15 protein-coding genes are annotated in these 14,345 nt (G+C 62.7%); 6 read left to right on the top strand and 9 right to left on the bottom strand.

Going from position 1 to position 14,345, the window contains the following annotated elements:
• Positions 1 to 7: 7 nt before the first annotated feature.
• Together PQV96_RS09700 and PQV96_RS09695 are read right to left on the bottom strand one after the other, a co-directional pair.
• The gene (locus PQV96_RS09700; RefSeq protein ID WP_273625122.1) at positions 8 to 559 is read right to left on the bottom strand and encodes an NUDIX hydrolase; all 552 of its coding nucleotides are present in this window, start codon (positions 557 to 559) and stop codon (positions 8 to 10) included.
• 133 nt (positions 560 to 692) lie between these two features.
• Positions 693 to 1,388 carry a fumarylacetoacetate hydrolase family protein gene (locus tag PQV96_RS09695; protein ID WP_273625121.1) on the bottom strand — a complete coding sequence of 232 codons (696 nt, stop codon included), beginning with the start codon at positions 1,386 to 1,388 and terminating at the stop codon, positions 693 to 695.
• Positions 1,389 to 1,532: 144 nt separating this feature from the next.
• Here PQV96_RS09695 and PQV96_RS09690 point away from each other — a divergent pair, with 144 nt between their 5' ends.
• From PQV96_RS09690 to PQV96_RS09680, 3 genes are read left to right on the top strand one after another with little or no spacing between them, the layout of a single operon-like run.
• Positions 1,533 to 1,982, top strand: coding sequence for a MarR family winged helix-turn-helix transcriptional regulator (locus tag PQV96_RS09690; RefSeq protein ID WP_207375018.1), 450 nt, complete (start codon positions 1,533 to 1,535; stop codon positions 1,980 to 1,982).
• A gap of 60 nt (positions 1,983 to 2,042) precedes the next feature.
• On the top strand, positions 2,043 to 2,711 hold the full coding sequence (maiA, locus tag PQV96_RS09685; RefSeq protein WP_273625120.1) for a maleylacetoacetate isomerase: 669 nt from the start codon (positions 2,043 to 2,045) through the stop codon (positions 2,709 to 2,711).
• The gene (locus tag PQV96_RS09680; RefSeq protein WP_273625119.1) at positions 2,690 to 3,601 is read left to right on the top strand and encodes a purine nucleoside phosphorylase YfiH/LACC1 family protein; all 912 of its coding nucleotides are present in this window, start codon (positions 2,690 to 2,692) and stop codon (positions 3,599 to 3,601) included. The genes maiA and PQV96_RS09680 overlap by 22 nt, the downstream gene beginning before the upstream one ends.
• On the opposite strand, the gene PQV96_RS09675 is transcribed toward PQV96_RS09680, so the two are convergent.
• Positions 3,518 to 3,844 carry a hypothetical protein gene (locus tag PQV96_RS09675; protein ID WP_273625118.1) on the bottom strand — a complete coding sequence of 109 codons (327 nt, stop codon included), beginning with the start codon at positions 3,842 to 3,844 and terminating at the stop codon, positions 3,518 to 3,520. The genes PQV96_RS09680 and PQV96_RS09675 overlap by 84 nt on opposite strands.
• A gap of 125 nt (positions 3,845 to 3,969) precedes the next feature.
• On the opposite strand from PQV96_RS09675, the gene PQV96_RS09670 reads away from it, so the two are divergent.
• The 3 genes from PQV96_RS09670 (at position 3,970) to phbB (ending at position 7,874) form a co-directional block, all read left to right on the top strand.
• Positions 3,970 to 5,670, top strand: coding sequence for a PHA/PHB synthase family protein (locus PQV96_RS09670; RefSeq protein WP_066782761.1), 1,701 nt, complete (start codon positions 3,970 to 3,972; stop codon positions 5,668 to 5,670).
• 91 nt (positions 5,671 to 5,761) lie between these two features.
• The gene (locus PQV96_RS09665) at positions 5,762 to 6,940 is read left to right on the top strand and encodes an acetyl-CoA C-acetyltransferase (protein WP_273625117.1); all 1,179 of its coding nucleotides are present in this window, start codon (positions 5,762 to 5,764) and stop codon (positions 6,938 to 6,940) included.
• Positions 6,941 to 7,136: 196 nt separating this feature from the next.
• Positions 7,137 to 7,874 (top strand): acetoacetyl-CoA reductase, encoded by a 738-nt coding sequence (gene phbB, locus PQV96_RS09660; protein WP_273625116.1) that lies wholly within the window; start codon positions 7,137 to 7,139, stop codon positions 7,872 to 7,874.
• A 207-nt stretch (positions 7,875 to 8,081) separates the two neighbouring features.
• On the opposite strand, the gene PQV96_RS09655 is transcribed toward phbB, so the two are convergent.
• The 6 genes from PQV96_RS09655 to PQV96_RS09630 form a co-directional block, all read right to left on the bottom strand.
• Complete coding sequence (locus PQV96_RS09655; protein ID WP_015014216.1) at positions 8,082 to 8,240, bottom strand: DUF3309 family protein; 159 nt, start codon at positions 8,238 to 8,240, stop codon at positions 8,082 to 8,084.
• 212 nt (positions 8,241 to 8,452) lie between these two features.
• Positions 8,453 to 9,727 carry an acyl-CoA dehydrogenase family protein gene (locus PQV96_RS09650; RefSeq protein ID WP_066782766.1) on the bottom strand — a complete coding sequence of 425 codons (1,275 nt, stop codon included), beginning with the start codon at positions 9,725 to 9,727 and terminating at the stop codon, positions 8,453 to 8,455.
• Positions 9,728 to 9,772: 45 nt separating this feature from the next.
• Complete coding sequence (locus PQV96_RS09645; RefSeq protein ID WP_142080703.1) at positions 9,773 to 10,858, bottom strand: phosphotransferase; 1,086 nt, start codon at positions 10,856 to 10,858, stop codon at positions 9,773 to 9,775.
• A gap of 156 nt (positions 10,859 to 11,014) precedes the next feature.
• Positions 11,015 to 11,734, bottom strand: coding sequence for a Crp/Fnr family transcriptional regulator (locus tag PQV96_RS09640; RefSeq protein WP_273625115.1), 720 nt, complete (start codon positions 11,732 to 11,734; stop codon positions 11,015 to 11,017).
• A 201-nt stretch (positions 11,735 to 11,935) separates the two neighbouring features.
• On the bottom strand, positions 11,936 to 12,715 hold the full coding sequence (locus tag PQV96_RS09635; protein WP_273625114.1) for an oxepin-CoA hydrolase, alternative type: 780 nt from the start codon (positions 12,713 to 12,715) through the stop codon (positions 11,936 to 11,938).
• A gap of 4 nt (positions 12,716 to 12,719) precedes the next feature.
• Positions 12,720 to 14,243 (bottom strand): 3-hydroxyacyl-CoA dehydrogenase, encoded by a 1,524-nt coding sequence (locus PQV96_RS09630; RefSeq protein WP_273625113.1) that lies wholly within the window; start codon positions 14,241 to 14,243, stop codon positions 12,720 to 12,722.
• Positions 14,244 to 14,345: the final 102 nt, after the last annotated feature.

Raw genomic sequence — 14,345 nt, 5'->3', positions numbered from 1 at the left:
CGGCGGGTCACTGGATATCCACGCAATGCAGCCCGAATGCCCCGGCCTTGCGGTCGGCAAAGTAGGCTTCCAGGGTTTCCTTCACCGTGCGGAAGGCGATCTCGTCCCAGGGCACTTCGGCTTCGGTGAACAGGCGCGCTTCGATGGTTTCAAAGCCGGGGTTGAATTTTTCACTGAGCACGCTGGCCAGATAGAAAAAGTGCACCTGCCCCACGCGCGGCACGTTGAGCACGCTGAACAGTGGGCCCATCTGGATTTGCGCCCCGGCCTCTTCATCGGTTTCGCGGGCTGCGCCTTGCGAGGTGGTTTCGTCCAGTTCCATGAAGCCTGCGGGCAGCGTCCACTTGCCCCAGCGCGGTTCAATGTTGCGCTTGCACAGCAGCACCCGTCCGTCGGGCGTGGTGGGCACGGTGCCAACGACGTTCAGCGGGTTTTCGTAGTGCACCGTGTTGCAGACGGGGCAGACGGCGCGCAGCTTGGTATCGCCATCGTCAGGCAGGCGGTACACCACGGCGTTGCCGCAGTTGCGGCAGTGTTTGATGGGGCTGCGGTAGGTCATGCAGAAGTTTGAGTCAAATCGGCTTGTAGCGCTTGATGGATAAGCGCTGCAAGCTATCAAAATAGTAGTGAATATGGCAGGCGTTGCTGGCGCGGTGGGCGGGGGCAACGATGCACCCCCGCCGCGCGGCGCATTACACCAGCTTGAGACGAATGCTGCCCAGCCCGTCCACGCCGCCTTCCAGCACGTCGCCAGTCACCACAGCGCTCACGCCTTCGGGGGTGCCGGTGTAGATCAGGTCGCCGGGCTGCAATTCCCAGGCGGCCGAGAGGTGCTCGATGGTTTCGGCAATGTTCCAGATCAACTGGGCAACATTGCTGCGCTGGCGGTCCACCCCGTTGACCTGCAGCCAGATGCCAGCCTTGCCCACATCGCCCGCCTGCGCTGCGGGGGTGATGGGGCCAATGGGCGCGCTGTGGTCAAAGCCCTTGCCAATGCTCCAGGGGCGGCCCTGCTTTTTCATGTCGTTTTGCAGGTCACGGCGGGTCATGTCCAGGCCCACGGCGTAGCCGTAGATGTGCGAGAGCGCATCGGCCGCCGCAATGTTCTTGCCCCCCTTGCCAATGGCCACCACCAGCTCGATCTCGTGGTGCAGGTTGGTCGTGAGGGACGGGTAGGGCAGCGGGGTGGTGGCGCCGGGAGGGGCGACCACGATGGCATCGGCTGGCTTCATGAAGAAGAAGGGTGGCTCGCGCCCTGTGAAGCCCATCTCCTTGGCGTGCTCTTCATAGTTACGGCCCACGCAATAGATGCGGTGTACTGGAAATTGCGCTTCAGTGCCCACCACAGGAACGCTGGGGGTGGGGGCGGGGGGGAACACGTAGCTCATGTCTGCCTTTCGTTGTGGTGTGGCTGCTGTGCGCAGCCCAAAAACAGTGCCGCGCCCGCGAGCGAAGCAGGCTAAGCCGTGGGCGCATGAAGCGCAGTGTGCCACGGGCATGGGCTGTTGGCAGGGGGCGCTACACTCGCGCCCATGCCCAAGAGCTTCGATTTACACACCGCGCCGGGCCACCTGGTTCGGCGAGCGCACCAGCGCTCGGTGGCGCTTTTCATGGAAGAAGCCGCCGACTTTGAGGTGACGCCCGTGCAGTTCGCCATCTTGCACGCGCTGCTGGAACAGCCGGGCGAGGACCAGGTGACTTTGGCCACCCGTGTGGCGTTTGATGCCGCCACGTCGGGCTCGGTCATCGGGCGCCTGGAGGCGCGCGGCTGGGTGCGGCGTGAGCCCGATACCCAGGACCGGCGCCGCAAACTCCTGTGGATCACCCCCGAAGGCGAAGCCGCCGTGCTGCGCATGCGCCCGGCCGCCCAGCGCGTGCAGGAAAGGCTGGTCGCCCCCCTGACGCCGCAGGAACAAGCCCAGCTCAACGCCTTGCTGACCAAACTGGTGTTCAGCACCGGCACCGAAAGCCACGGGCGCTGAGGTGTTGGGGGCGTCCCCATCTCTGCGTCAGAACCCCCGTTATCCGCTTTGCGCTTGACCATGAAGCTCTACAACTATTTCCGATCCTCGGCCTCTTTTCGCGTGCGCATCGCGCTCAACATCAAGGGCCTGCCTTATGAGTACCTGCCGGTGCACCTGCTGCGTGGCGAGCACCGCGACCCGGCCTACGCCAACCTGGTAGGCGACGCCCTGGTACCCGCCCTGGTCACCGACGAGGGGGCCGTTCTGCCGCAATCCATGGCCATCATGGAATATCTGGAAGAGCTGCAACCCACCCCCGCGCTGTTGCCCGCCACGCCTTTGGCCCGCGCCCGGGTGCGCGCGCTGGCACAAATGGTGGCTTGCGAAATCCACCCGCTGAACAACCCCCGTGTGCTCAAGTACCTCACCGGTACCCTGCACGCCGATGAAGACGCGAAAAATGCCTGGTACCACCACTGGGTGCGCCAGGGCCTGGAGGCCTTTGAGCGCCAGCTGGCACTGCTGGCCGCCGAGCGGCAGGCGCAGGGGCTGGCCACTTCGGTGTATTGCTGGGGTGACACCCCCACGCTGGCAGATTGCTGCCTGGTGCCGCAAATCTTCAACGGCAAGCGCTTTGGCGTGAACCTCGATGGCCTGCCGCTTACCATGGCTGCATTCGATGCCTGCATGGCCCTGCCTGCATTCGCCCAGGCCCAGCCCTCGGCGTGTCCGGACGACGCGCCGTGAGCGGCGGCGTGGACGCTGCGCTGCCCGCAGATTGGCTGGTGCCCGACTGGCCTGCCCCGGCGGGCGTGCAGGCCCTGTGCACCACGCGCGCTGGCGGCGTCAGCCAGGGGCCCTATGCCAGCATGAACCTGGGCACGCATGTGGGTGACGACCCGCAGGCGGTACAAACCAACCGCGCCCGCCTGCAGGTGACCCTGGGTCAATCCACACCGGGCGCCCGCCCTGTGTTTTTAAGCCAGGTGCATGGCACGGGCGTGGCTGCATTGACCGCCTCCACCCCCGACAACACCGAGGCAGATGCCTGTGTGGCGACCGAGGCTGGCGCGGTGTGCACCATCATGGTGGCCGATTGCCTGCCGGTGTTGCTTGCCCACACCAGTGGCGCCGTGGTGGGTGCAGCTCATGCGGGCTGGCGGGGCCTGGCAGGCCAGGGCGGGGTGGGTGTGCTGGAATCAGCCATGCGTGCGTTGTTTGAGCGATTTCAGGCTCTAGCGCTTGTCAATAAAGCGCAAGCAGCTATAAAAAATGTAGCAAACAACGCAGAAAGTTTTGAAGCGGTAGCTCGCGGCACCTTGGCCTGGCTGGGGCCTTGCATCGGCTCGCAGGCTTTTGAGGTGGGCCCGGAAGTGCGCGAGGCGTTTTGCGCTTCTGGCCCCCAATACAGCGCCTGCTTTGTTCCATCACCCACCCAGCAGGGCAAATGGCTGGCCGATTTGGCGGGCCTGGCCCGTTTGCGCCTGCAAGCCATGGGCGTCACGCGCATTTATGGCAATGACAGCAGCGCAGCGTGGTGCACGGTCACCCAGTCAGCCCTGTTCTTTTCCCATCGGCGCGACACGGCATTGCTCGGCGGCAGCGGGCGTCTGGCCGCCTGCATCTGGCGCGGTTGAGGCGGGCGCCGCCGCAGCCTGTGCTTGTGCTTCTTCGTAGGCGGCCCGCTCGGCCATCTCGCGCGCCTTGATGGCGCGTTTGCGTGATGGGGTGCCCAGGATGTAGCCCACGATGCCCATCGGCAGCAAGCCATACAGCACAAACGTCATGACAGCGCCCAGTACGGTGCCCATGGGGCTGGTGGCCTCGGCCACTGCCATCATCAAAGTGACGTAAAGCCATGCAATCAGGACAAGGTACATTGGTGTGTATGTAGGTTAAACGCTCCATCATGGTTGCCATGCCCCAGCGGGCTGGGCAACAATGAACAAGAGCGGGTGAAACCCCCTGCAGCCCGCCCGACGGACCACACTTTGAGGAACGCAGCATGAATTCTGAAGCACTCTGGGCCCAAGGTGCCCAGCAATTCCAACAGATATTTGGAGACAGCTGGGCCAAAGCGCTGCAATCCTTCCAGAACCTGGACCTGGGTGGCCCCCCGGGCAAGGTGCCTGCGGTGCAGTTGTCTCCCGCCAAGCTGCAGGCCCTGCAAGAGCAGTACCTCAAGGAGGCGCAGGCCCTGTGGTCACAAAGCCTGCAAGGTACGCCCGAGGTGAAAGACCGCCGTTTCAGCGGCGACGGTTGGGCCTCCAACCCCGTGGCTGCTTTCTCTGCGGCCGCCTACCTGCTCAACGCCCGCACCCTCATGGGCCTGGCCGATGCGGTGGAGGGCGACGAAAAAACCCGTGCCCGCATCCGCTTTGGCGTGGAGCAGTGGATGGCCGCCATGGCCCCGAGCAACTTTCTGGCCTTCAACGCCGAGGCGCAGAAAAAAGCCATCGAGACCAAGGGTGAGAGCATTGCCAAGGGCATGCAAAACCTGCTGCACGACATTCGCCAGGGCCATGTGTCGATGACCGACGAGAGCCTGTTCGAGGTGGGCCGCAACGTGGCCACCACCGAGGGTGCGGTGGTGTATGAGAACGAGCTGTTCCAGTTGCTCGAATACAAGCCCCTCACCACCAAGGTGTACGAACGGCCCTTTTTGCTGGTGCCGCCTTGCATCAACAAGTTCTACATCCTTGATTTGCAGCCCGACAACTCCTTCATCCGCTACGCGGTGGAGCAGGGGCACCGCACCTTTGTGGTGAGCTGGCGCAATCCGCACGAAGACTTGGCCCACAAAACCTGGGACGACTATGTGGAAGACGGCGCCATGGCGGCCATTGACGTGGTGCAGAGCATCACGGGCGCTGACCAAATCAATGCCCTGGGCTTTTGCGTGGGCGGCACCATCCTGAGCAATGCCCTGGCGGTGATGGCTGCGCGCGGGCAAGAGCCCGTGGCCAGCGCCACCTTCCTCACCACGCTCATCGACTTTGCCGACACCGGCATTCTGGACGTGTTCATTGATGAGGCGTTCGTGCAGTTCCGCGAGTTGCAAATGGGCAAGGGCGGGCTGATGAAGGGGCAAGACCTGGCCTCGACCTTCAGCTTTCTGCGTCCCAATGACCTGGTGTGGAACTACGTGGTGGGCAACTACCTCAAGGGCGAAACGCCGCCCCCGTTCGACCTGCTGTACTGGAACAGCGACAGCACCAATCTGCCCGGCCCCTTCTACGCCTGGTATCTGCGCAACTTCTATCTTGAAAACAACCTGGTGCAGCCGGGCAAGCTCACCGTCTGTGGCGAGAAGCTGGACCTAGGGCAGCTCACCCTGCCCGTGTACATCTACGGCTCGCGCGAAGACCACATCGTGCCCATCAACGCCGCGTACGCGTCCACCCAGGTGCTGCCTGGAAAAAAGCGGTTTGTCATGGGGGCCTCGGGCCATATTGCCGGGGTGATCAACCCCCCCGCCAAGAACAAACGTAGCCACTGGATTCGCGCCGACGGCAAGCTGCCCGCCACCCTCGAGCAATGGCTTGAAGGGGCCACAGAACATGCTGGCAGCTGGTGGACCGACTGGTCCCACTGGTTGAAGGCCCACGCTGGCAAACAGATTGCTGCCCCCAAGACCTATGGCAAGGGCGCCAAGTTCAAGGCCATTGAGCCAGCTCCTGGCAGCTACGTTAAGCAAAAGTCCTGACTTGCAGGACTGAGAGAATGTTTAGGTTCGCCCTTCAAAGCGCATGGTGATGCGCCGCCGGGCAAAAGAGATTCACACTGAAAGGACTTTCATGGAAGACATCGTTATTGTTTCTGCCGCCCGCACTGCGGTGGGCAAGTTTGGTGGTTCGCTGGCCAAGACCCCGGCAACCGAGCTGGGCGCCGTGGTGATCCGTGAAGCCATCGCGCGTGCGGGTCTGGCGTCTGACCAGATCGGTGAAGTCATCATGGGCCAAGTGCTGGCTGCTGGCGTAGGCCAGAACCCAGCCCGCCAGGCCATGATGAAGGCTGGCGTAGCCCAGGAAACCCCCGCGTTGACCATCAATGCCGTGTGTGGCTCCGGCCTCAAGGCCGTGATGCTCGCCGCCCAGGCCGTGGCCTGGGGTGACAGCGAAATCGTGGTGGCGGGTGGCCAGGAAAACATGAGCCTCTCGCCCCACGTGCTCAATGGCTCGCGTGACGGCCAGCGCATGGGCGACTGGAAGATGGTGGACACCATGATTGTGGACGGCCTGTGGGACGTCTACAACCAGTACCACATGGGCATCACGGCCGAGAACGTCGCCAAGCAATACGGCATTACCCGTGACATGCAAGACGCGCTGGCCCTGGCCAGCCAGCAAAAAGCTGCAGCCGCCCAGGATGCGGGCAAGTTTGTGGACGAAATCGTGGGTGTGAGCATTCCCCAGAAAAAAGGCGACCCGGTTGTCTTCAACGTGGACGAGTACCTCAACCGCAAGACCAGTGCTGAAGCCCTGGCTGGCTTGCGCCCAGCGTTCGACAAGGCCGGCAGCGTGACGGCCGGCAATGCCTCGGGCATCAACGACGGCGCCGCTGCCGTGGTGGTGATGAGCGCCAAGAAGGCCGCAGCGCTGGGCCTCAAGCCCCTGGCGCGCATTGCGGCCTTTGGCACCAGCGGCCTGGACCCCGCCACGATGGGCATGGGCCCCGTGCCTGCTTCCCGCAAGGCTCTGCAATGCGCTGGCTGGAACGCCGCCGATGTGGACTTGTTCGAGTTGAACGAAGCGTTTGCGGCGCAAGCCTGCGCAGTGAACAAAGAGTTGGCCATTGATCCCGCCAAGGTCAACGTCAACGGCGGTGCCATTGCGATTGGCCACCCCATTGGTGCGTCGGGCTGCCGCATCTTGGTGACCTTGCTGCACGAAATGCAGCGCCGTGATGCCAAGAAGGGCTTGGCTGCCTTGTGCATTGGCGGTGGCATGGGCGTTTCGCTGGCGCTTGAGCGCTGAGCCAACTGCTTTCGAGTTATTGCGAGGCCGCGCAGATGCGCGGCCTTTTTCATGCCCGTTGCACCCGTGCGACGGTCTGCGTGTTTCGTTACTTTTTTTAGAAAAGACCGCACGCCCCAGTGTTTACCTGCACAGCCAGCTCACAAATCTTCGGTAGAGTGGTGCGAGGCAGATTACTTACACAAGGAGAAATAGCATGAGCCAAAAAGTAGCGTATGTAACCGGTGGCATGGGTGGCATTGGTACCGCTATCTGCCAGCGTTTGCACAAAGATGGTTTCAAGGTCATCGTCGGCTGTGGCCCCACGCGTGACCACGCCAAGTGGCTGGCAGAACAAAAAGCCCTGGGCTTCACCTTTTACGCATCGGTGGGCAACGTGGGCGACTGGGATTCGACCGTCGAGGCATTCACCCAGGCCAAGGCTGAGCATGGCACCATTGATGTGCTGGTGAACAACGCCGGTATCACCCGCGACCGCATGTTCCTGAAGATGTCCCGCGAAGACTGGGACGCTGTGATCGAAACCAATCTGAACAGCATGTTCAATGTGACCAAGCAAGTGGTTGCCGACATGGTGGAAAAGGGCTGGGGCCGCATCATCAACATCAGCAGCGTGAACGGCGAAAAAGGCCAGGCGGGCCAGACCAACTACTCTGCTGCCAAGGCTGGCATGCACGGTTTCTCCATGGCTTTGGCGCAAGAGCTGGCCACCAAAGGCGTGACCGTCAACACCGTGAGCCCCGGCTACATCGGCACCGACATGGTCAAGGCCATCCGCCCTGACGTGCTGGAAAAGATCGTGGCCACCGTTCCCGTCAAACGCCTGGGCGAGCCCAGCGAGATCGCTTCCATCATTGCGTGGCTGGCGTCGGACGAAGGCGGCTACGCGACCGGCGCTGACTTCTCTGTGAACGGTGGCTTGCACATGGGCTGACCGCCGTACTGGCGCTGGAGACCTGCCTGTCCAGGTGTGAGCCTTCATCGCCAATGTGCGGATTGCGCGGAAATTCTTTTCCGAGCAACTCCTCAAAGCAAAAAGGGAGCGTGCTTGGCAGGCTCCCTTTTTGTTTCAGTGTGGGTTGTGGCTTGAGTGAACAAGAACCTGGTGGCTTGTAGCAGTTTGCGCAACTTCAATAGACCGTCATATCCTGCCCATGAGCAGCAAGATGACCAGTATCAGCACCACCAGACCGATCCCCCCGCTGGGGCCGTACCCCCAAGAGCGGCTGTGACCCCATGTGGGCAGAGCGCCAATCAGGATCAAGATCAGGACGATTAGGAGAATCAGGGAAAGGGACATGGCGCTTCCTCGGTGTGTTGAGATGAAGTGCATTGTGGGAGGGCCAGTCAATGCCCCGTGCAGGTAGCGAACCTGCTGCGGGGTCAGGGATTTCCCACAGATACCGAGCGACTATCCGCCACTAGCCCCTGTGCCTGCCAACCAAATTTGGAGACCCCAGGGAAGTGCAAATCATGCACTTCCCTGCGTATCGCTCGTGGGCAGCCTATGCCTTAGGCGCCGCGTGTGATGGGCACGCCCGCGTCGCGGCCGTAGCTGCCGTACTTGCCCAGCTCCCACTTGGCAATGGCGTTGCGGTGCACTTCGTCCGGGCCGTCTGCAAAGCGCAGGGTGCGCGCACCGGCGTAGGCGTAGGCCAGGGGGAAGTCGTCGCACATGCCGCCGCCGCCGTGGGCCTGCATGGCCCAGTCGATCACCTGGCAGGCCATGCTGGGGGCTACCACCTTGATCATGGCGATCTCGGTCTTGGCCACCTTGTTGCCTGCCACGTCCATCAGCCAGGCGGCTTTCAGGGTCAGCAGGCGGGCCATGTCGATCTTGCAGCGGGCTTCAGCAATGCGCTCTTGCGTCACGGTTTGCTGGGCCACGGTCTTGCCAAAGGCTACGCGGCTGCTGGCGCGCTTGCACATCAGCTCCAGCGCGCGCTCGGCCAGGCCAATGAGGCGCATGCAGTGGTGGATGCGCCCGGGGCCCAGACGCCCTTGGGCGATCTCGAAGCCACGGCCTTCGCCCAGCAGGATGTTGGAGACGGGCACGCGCACGTTTTCAAACGTCATCTCCACATGGCCGTGGGGGGCGTCGTCGTAGCCAAACACGTTGAGCGGGCGAATGATCTTGATGCCGGGGGTGTCAGCGGGCACCAGCACCATGCTTTGCTGCGAGTGCTTGGGCGCCTCGGGGTCGCTCTTGCCCATGGTGATGAACACAGCGCAACGTGGGTCGGCCGCGCCCGAAATCCACCACTTGCGGCCGTTGATGACGTATTCGTCGCCCTGGCGTTCAATGCGGGTTTCGATGTTGGTGGCGTCGCTCGAAGCCACGGCCGGTTCAGTCATGGCGAAGGCAGAGCGAATCTTGCCTTCGAGCAATGGCTTGAGCCAGCGGGCCTTGTTCTCTTCACTGCCGTAGCGGGCAATGGTTTCCATGTTGCCGGTGTCAGGTGCCGAGCAGTTGAACACTTCGCTGGCCCATGGCACACGGCCCATGATTTCGGCCAGGGGAGCGTATTCCTGGTTGGTGAGGCCTGCGCCGGTGTAGCCTGAGGCGGCAGCACTGTCCACGGGCAGAAACAGGTTCCACAGGCCTGCCGCCTGGGCTTTGGGTTTGAGGTTCTCGATGGTGTTCAGCGCACTCCAGCGTTTGCCAGCGGCCGTGTTGGCCTGCAGCTCGGCCGTGTAGTCGGCTTCGGCTGGGTAGATGTGCTCATCCATGAACTGGAGCAGTTTGGCCTGCAGTTCCTTGGTTTTGGGGGAGTAGTCAAAGTCCATGGGGTTCTCCGTGAAAAATTGGTCGTGTGGTTCTGTGGGGCAGGGTTAGCCGCGCTGGGCAAAAGACCAGGCCAGTTGCGCCATGGGACGGGCCGTTTCGCCCGAGGCCTTGGCCTGCGCGCTGGAGGCGGTGCCTGCCTCCACCCGCTTGGCAATGCCCTGCAAGATGGCCGCGATGCGGAACATGTTGTAGGCCATGTAGAAGTTCCAGTCGGCCCGCAGTGCTTCGGGCGTGGCAATGCCTGTGCGCTCGCAGTAGCTGCGGATGTAGCTGTCTTCGTCCGGAATGCCCAGTGCGGCCAGGTCTTGCCCTGCAATGCCGCGCCCCAGTGCCGCCGGGATGTGCCAGCTCATGCAGTGGTAGCTGAAGTCAGCCAGGGGGTGGCCCAGGGTGGACAGCTCCCAGTCCAGCACGGCAATCACGCGGGGCTCGGTGGGGTGGAACATGAGGTTGTCCAGTCGGAAGTCGCCATGCACGATGGAGACCTGGCTCTCATCCCTGGCGCTCGCGGGCATGTGTGCGGGCAGCCATTCCATCAGCCGGTCCATTTCTTCGATGGGCTGGGTGATGGAGGCGACGTATTGCTTGCTCCAGCGGCCAATCTGGCGGTCAAAGTAATTGCCGGGCTTGCCATAGTTGGCCAGGCCCCGATCAGCAAACTTCACGGTGTGCAGCGCGGCAATCACGCGGTTCATCTCGTCGTAGATGGCGCCGCGCTCGGTCGGCGTCATGCCGGGCAGGGATTGGTCCCACAGCACGCGGCCTTGCATGCACTCCATCACGTAGAAGGCGCGGCCAATCACCGATTCGTCTTCGCACAGCACATGCATGCGTGGCACGGGTACATCGGTGCCTTGCAGGCCGCTCATCACGGCGAATTCGCGCTCGATGGCATGGGCCGAAGGCAGCAGCTTGGCCACTGGGCCGGGCTTGGCACGCATCACGTAGCTGGCGCTGGGCGTGATGAGCTTGTAGGTGGGGTTGGACTGCCCGCCTTTGAACATCTCGACGGTCAGGGGCCCTTCAAAGCCTGGCATGTGGCGACCGAGCCAGCTGGTGAGCGCAGCAACATCGAAAGCGTGTTGTTCGGACACAGGGCGTGTGCCCACAAAGTGGTCAAAGTTGCTCATGTGAGGTTGGGTGTGTAGACGTGGCAAGGCTTTGCGGACGTGCAGCGCGCCGCATGCGGTGAGATGGGAGGGGCGAGCCCGCCGCTGCAGGTGCGGCAGTTTCAGGGTGCGCAGGGTTTGCGCATGGCGGGCAACGTGCAGAGCAAAGGTAAAGATTCAGATGTCTGCTTCGGAAATGCGCATCAGTGCTTCGCGGTTGCGCACCACCAAGCCACCCGGCTCGATGCGAATCGCATCCTCGCGTTCCATGGCTTTGAGTTCCTGGTTGACCCGCTGGCGCGATGCGCCCAGCAGCTGCGCCAGCTCTTCCTGGGCCAGTTGCAGGCCAATGCGCATCTCGCTGCCGTCCGACAGACTGGGAATGCCATAGCTGCGCACCAAGTGCACGAGCTGCTTGGCCAAGCGCGCCCGCAGGGGCAGGGTGTTGAGGTCTTCCACCAGCCCATACAGCTGCCGGATGCGGCGTGCATGCAGGCGCAGCATGGCTTCGTAGAACTCGGTGTGCGCGGCCAGAATTTTCTTGAAGTCTGCCTTGGCCACGCAAAGAATGGTGGTGTCGCCGTGCGCGTAGGCATCGTGCGTGCGCCGGTCTCCGTCGAAGATGGCTACGTCCCCAAACCAGATGCCTGGCTCCACATAGGTCAGCGTGATCTGCTTGCCCGAGATGGAGGTTGAGCTGACCCGCACCGCGCCGCGCGCGCAGGCAATCCACTCCTCGGGCGGATCGCCCCGGGCGGCTATGAGGCCGCCGTCCTTGAAGCGTTTGACGTATGCACATCGGAGGATGTCGTGTCGCAATGACGGAGAAAGGGATGAGAACCAGCGACCGGAATTGATCGCTTCACGTTCTTCGATGGTAAGAATCGGGTCGTCCATGGTCTGTCTTTTGGGTGACTGGAAACAGCTTCATTGTCGCGTGAGGGACCAGGCTATTCGCTCAGTGTTGTCACCTGTGTGTCTGTGCCTTGGGCGTTCAGCCTGCGACGTGCAGAAGAAAAAATGCCCTGGGCCGAGAGGGCGCAGGGCACAGGCCTTCACCAGCCTTGACAGGCTGGAGAAGGCGGCTGGAGAACGCGTTCACTCGTAGCGCGGCGCGCGCTTTTCCAGAAACGCCGCAATCCCTTCCCCCGCGTTCGGGTGGTGCAGGTTTTTCACGAAGTGATCGCGTTCACTGTCGAGATGCTGGCTCAGCGTTTGGTGGGCGGCATCGCTCAGCAGTTCCTTGATGCTGGCCAAAGCGTTGGGCGCACGTTGGTTCAGGCGATCTGCCAGTTGCAGCGCTGTGCCCAGAGCGTCGCCCGGATTGCTCAGGCGGTTGACCAGGCCCAATGCATGCAGCCGCTCGGCGGTGATCTTGTCGCCACACATCAACAGCTCGGTGGCCAAAGGGCGGGGAAGGGTGTGTGCCAGGCTCCAACTGGCGCCTCCGTCGGGCGACAGGGCCACATTGCTGTATGCCATCAAAAACACCGCATCGCGTGCTGCGACCACCATGTCGCACGCCAGGGCCAGCGAAAAGCCTGCGCCAGCCGCAGCGCCTTCCACCGCCGCGATGATGGGCTTGGGGTAGGTGCGGACGGTCTCGATCCATTGGTGCAGGCCTTCAATGCGCTGGGCTTGCACTTCGGGGGGCTGCTGGCGGTTGGCCTGCAGGCTTTGCAGGTTGCCGCCCGAGCAGAACATGCCGCCCGCGCCGGTGATGACCACGCTGCGTACATCGGGGCTGCGCTCGGCCACGATGAGTGCTTCGATGCAAGCCGCGCCCATGGAGGGCTCCATTGCATTGCGCAGACCGGGGTTGCTCAGGGTCAGAACCAGCGTCTGACCTTCACTGGTGCTCAGGAGTTGGGCGGGCATGGATTCAGCTTTCTTCGACGTGGGTCAGGCTCAGGCCGATGGCGCCTCGCCGGCGCAGCCAGGGGCTGGGGCGGTAACGGGTGTCGCCGTACACGGTCTGCATGTTGAACAGCACTTCCAGGATATTGGTGGGCCCCCAGCGGTCGCCCATGGCCAAAGGCCCCAGTGGGTAGCCCAGGCCCAGGGTGACGGCGGTTTCCAGATCCTTGGGTGAGCAAATGCCTTGCTGGCAAATATCTGTCGCGATGTTGATGATGGTGGCCACCACGCGCTGGGTGACAAAGCCGCCGCTGTCACGGATCACGCTCACGGGCTTGCCATCGCGGGCAAACAGGGCGTGCGCGGCGTTGCGAATGTCCACGCGCGTGGCCGGGTTGGTGGCCAGTACGCGCCGCTTGGTGGCGGCTTCTTCCACCAGCATGTCGATGCCAATGGTGCGGGCCGGGTCCAGCCGTTCGACCACTGCCACGGTGGTCACGTCAAACCCCAGGGGGGCGACCAAGGTGATGGCTGTGGGTGAGGGCGATGCACCGGTCTCGATGGCGGCGCCCAGGTCCTTGAGTAACTGGTACAGCTCCATGCGTCGCGATGCTCGGGGCGAGACCCACACGGGCGGTATGTCTTGCACCACCGGGACAGGCGGCTCTGCGGGCACCTGGGCCACACCGTTTTCGTAGCGATAGAAGCCATCTCCCACTTTCTTGCCCAGCACCCCGCCTGCCAGCCGTTGTGCCGTGATGACGCTGGGGCGAAAGCGCGGCTCTTCGTAATACTGGTGGTAAATGGATTCCATCACGGGGTGCGACACGTCCAGTGCCGTCAGGTCCATCAACTCGAAGGGCCCGAGCTTGAAACCCACCTGGTCGCGCAGGATGCGGTCGATGGTGGCGAAGTCGGCCACGCCCTCGCTGACGATACGCAATGCCTCGGTGCCAAAACCACGCCCGGCGTGGTTGACGATGAAGCCCGGTGTGTCTTGCGCCTGCACCGGGGTGTGCCCCATTTCGCGGGCGTAGGCTGTGAGGGCTTGGCACAGGGCTGGATCGGTCTTGAGGCCTGCCACCACCTCTACCACCTTCATCAGCGGCACGGGGTTGAAGAAATGGAAACCGGCCAGTCGTTCGGGTTGCTGCAACGCGGCTGCAATGGCCGTCACAGACAGGGAAGAAGTGTTGGTTGCCCACACCACGTTGGCTGGCAGGGTGCGCTCCAACTCTGCGAAGAGTGCTTGCTTGACCTCAAGACGCTCCACCACCGCCTCAATCACCAGTTGGCAAGACCCGAGATCAGCCAAAGTGTTGGCAATTTGCAACTGTTGACTCCAGGCTTGGACTTGCTCTTCTGTCACGCGGCCTTTGGCGGCGAGTTTGGCCCATTGCTGCTGGATGGCTTGCTTGGCTTTGTCTGCTGCGCCGGGCTTGGAATCAAGCAACCAGACGTGACTGCCCGCTTGTGCCGCAATCTGCGCTATGCCTTGGCCCATGGCCCCCGCGCCCACCACGGCGATGCTGGAAAAATGAATTTTCATAGCGCGATTATGGCTGCGGCCCTGCGTTGCCACTTATGTGCAAGAATCCAACGAGCCAAGAACAAAATTAATTGTGAAACTCCGTAACAACATCCTTGGAGC

Source organism: Acidovorax temperans, from assembly GCF_028596105.1.
Classification (GTDB): Bacteria; Pseudomonadota; Gammaproteobacteria; order Burkholderiales; family Burkholderiaceae_C; genus Acidovorax; species Acidovorax temperans.
Note: the sequence above shows the minus strand (reverse complement) of the source record. Positions and strands in the feature narration are given on the sequence as shown.